The organism is Gammaproteobacteria bacterium (genome assembly GCA_028819075.1).
Lineage (GTDB): Bacteria > Gemmatimonadota > Gemmatimonadetes > Longimicrobiales > Gaopeijiaceae > BD2-11.
The window spans coordinates 1-2,745 of the sequence record JAPPMM010000035.1 but is presented as its reverse complement, the minus strand read 5'-3'; the positions used below and the strand labels follow the sequence as shown (position 1 = coordinate 2,745).

The following is a 2,745-nucleotide window of genomic DNA, read 5'->3' as shown; positions in this document are numbered from 1 at the left end:
CACGACCCCACCGCTCCGCTCAGGAAGGCCGCACCGCCGAAGGTGTCGTGGACGGCGCCCGCCCATCCCCCCACATCCCAGCCCGCGGCGTTGGTGCTCGCGCGCCCAAGCAGGGTGAGCGCCTCGCCGTCACCGATGCGGGCGGGCCGCGCGACCACCTCGAACTGCGTGAACGCCCCCCGGTAGTAGCGCAGGCGCGCGGCGTCCACGCCGATTCGGTACTCGCGGAAGGGATCGGAGGGGTCGAAGGGGGAGAAGGGGTCGGCGGGGGTGAGGACCAGGGTGGTCGCCCACGACACCGGCTGCCGGCCGACGGTGAGGTCGGCGTTGGCGCCCAGGTCGAGACGCAGGTTCAACCGGTCGAAGCGGTGCCGCCAGTCCGCGCGCGGGCCTGAGTGGAGCTCACCGTCCAGCGAGAGCCAGTCGCCTCCGGAGACCGCCCCGGCGGCGGTAAAGAGCTGTGCGCCGGGGGCGCCGGCTTGACGTAACGTCAGGGTTTGCTCGTACGCGGCGTCGAGACGCAGCGGCCCGGGCGACGCGTTCCACATGAGGCGCAGGCGCTGCACGTCCGACGCGCCCGCAGGCCCCAGTACGCTCTCCTGCACATGCGTGCCGACGTTCAGGTAGTAGCCGGAGAGGCCGGGCTGCTGGGCGGCACCAGGCAGGGTGAAGAGCGAGAGGGCCACGACGAGGCAGGGAAGCGGGAGGCGTGGACAAGATGCGGGCCAAGGCCCGCGCCTCATCCGTGCCCGACGGGAGGTCGAACACGTGGCATCGATGAGGCTCGGACCCTTCATGCCACCGCCCGTCCACAGGCCATCTTCGGCCGCCCTCCACTACCCCCACCCCGCGCCGGATTGCCTGTTATCCTCATCGCGTCCGCCTCGGGAAGCGCGTCGTCGGTCCAAAGCCGGCGTCGCCGACCCGGAAACACTATTGGCGCGTGCCGACCGGGTCCAGTTGCGCAGCGCGCCGGCCCCGGTCCCGTCCGAGCCATGAACGATTTCGCCCGATCGACTCGCCGAGGTCCTGTTCGGTGATCACACGGCATGGGCTTGCGTCTCAGTGAAGACCGCTTGCGTCTCGTTGGAGACCGACATCATGGTACCGAGGGGTGGTGTTTCTGAACCCCGCGCTGATCGGATACCCCATGAAAGCTGATATCAGGGTGCCCGGAGCCTACGCGGCGGGATTTGAAGCGGCCCGGGCTCGCGACCCGGAACTGGCCGAGGCCTACATCCGGCACACAACCGTCGGTGATCCGTTGGCCGACGCCGTGATCGGCGATCTGGGCTCTCTGACGCCGGAGGAGATTCACGAGACCCTGGCCGAGGCACTCGAGGGACCTGCCACTCCTCGCGCCGGGGTCCCCGAATCCCTTCTGGAATTCATCGCGCAGGCCAGTCAGGTACCGGACTGGTTCGACAGACGGCGCGCGCGTGTCGCTTCGCAAGCCTTCCTTCGCAATTCGGACATCGTCCTTGCGGGCCTCGTGGGCGGCAGCATCGTGGAGGGCTTCTCCACGCTGATCAGCAAGTCCTTCCGGATCCGGGGACGGCTCGTGGTCGCGGCCATACGGCGCCTCAAGCACAACGGCATGCAGCTCGTCGAGCAGTACCTTCCGGGGGGGATGGAGCCCAGGGGGGATGGATGGAGGCTCACGCTCCGGGCCCGCCTGGTGCACGCTCAGTCCAGGTATCTCCTCAACCACTCCGACGAATGGGACCATGAACGGTACGGCATGCCCATCAGCACCGCGCACGTGCTGCTGGCCGCGAGCGCCTTTTCGGGCCGGCTGATGCAGCATGTCGCCACCCTTGGGGGTGACTTCACGCGGGAGGAACGTGAAGCCTTCGTCCACGTCTGGCGTTACGCCGGTCTCCTCTTCGGCATTCCCGAGGAGCTTCTCTTTCGGGACGAGGCTTCGGCGGTCCGCACATTCGAGATCGGATCCATGTGCGAGCCCCCCGCCGACCTCGACGCGATCATCATGGCCAACAGCGTGGTGAACAGCGCGCCCATCATCGTAGGCGTCAAGGTCCCGGCGGAACGCCGAGTAATGGCCCGCACGGTCACGCAGGCTTCCCGCGAACTGATCGGAGACGAACTGGCGGACTCGTTCAATTTCCCGCGCCGGAAACGCAAGGTGCTTCCGTGGCTGCGGTTCAGGCACCGCACCCGCCGAATCGTCGCCAGGCTGCTTCCCCGTCTCGGGGCGAAACACGACCAGGACCGGTTCGAATCCTTGATGGAGTTCGCGAGCTTCGACGAGTTCGAGCACTCCTACAAGCTGCCTACCGCTCTCCACGACGAGCAGTCGTCGGACTGGTAGCAGCCGGCCCGCGCGCGGTGCGGGCTGGAATCCTATCTGCGGATCCGCTGCACCTCCAGCAGCCGCCGGCGCACCTCCTCGGCCGTCCCCGCTTCCTCGAGATCGCTCCAGAGCCTCTCGATGGTAGCCGCGTCCACATACCCCGGAACCGTCGTGCGCCATCCCTGCTCGGCCCGATAGCGGTCCACGGCATCCACGGCATCCTGCGTGTAGGCGTTCCAGTCGTCATCCTGGGGCGAGACGTCGTCGGCGTTCGGACGGTAGTAGCCCAGCTCGTGCAGCATGAGCTTGAGCTGGTACACGTCGCGGCCCACCTCCTGCTGCAGGATGCGGAAGCCCAGGGTCTCGGAGATGTTGTCGTAGATGCGGCGCATCTCGGCGAGCGGGTCCTCGTGCTCGCACACGTTGATCTG

The 2,745-nt window shown here is 67.8% G+C and carries 3 protein-coding genes; 1 reads left to right on the top strand and 2 read right to left on the bottom strand.

Annotated elements, in window-relative coordinates; genetic code table 11:
• Positions 1-686, bottom strand: a 686-nt coding sequence (locus tag OXU32_07880; GenBank protein ID MDE0073886.1) for a hypothetical protein, incomplete at its 3' end; no start/stop codon positions are given.
• A gap of 464 nt (positions 687-1,150) precedes the next feature.
• On the opposite strand from OXU32_07880, the gene OXU32_07875 reads away from it, so the two are divergent.
• Entirely contained in the window at positions 1,151-2,332 is a 1,182-nt protein-coding gene (locus tag OXU32_07875) for an oxygenase MpaB family protein (protein MDE0073885.1), read from the top strand.
• Positions 2,333-2,364: 32 nt separating this feature from the next.
• Here the strand turns inward: OXU32_07875 and OXU32_07870 are convergent.
• On the bottom strand, positions 2,365-2,745 hold a 381-nt coding region (locus OXU32_07870; GenBank protein ID MDE0073884.1), incomplete at its 5' end, for a hypothetical protein.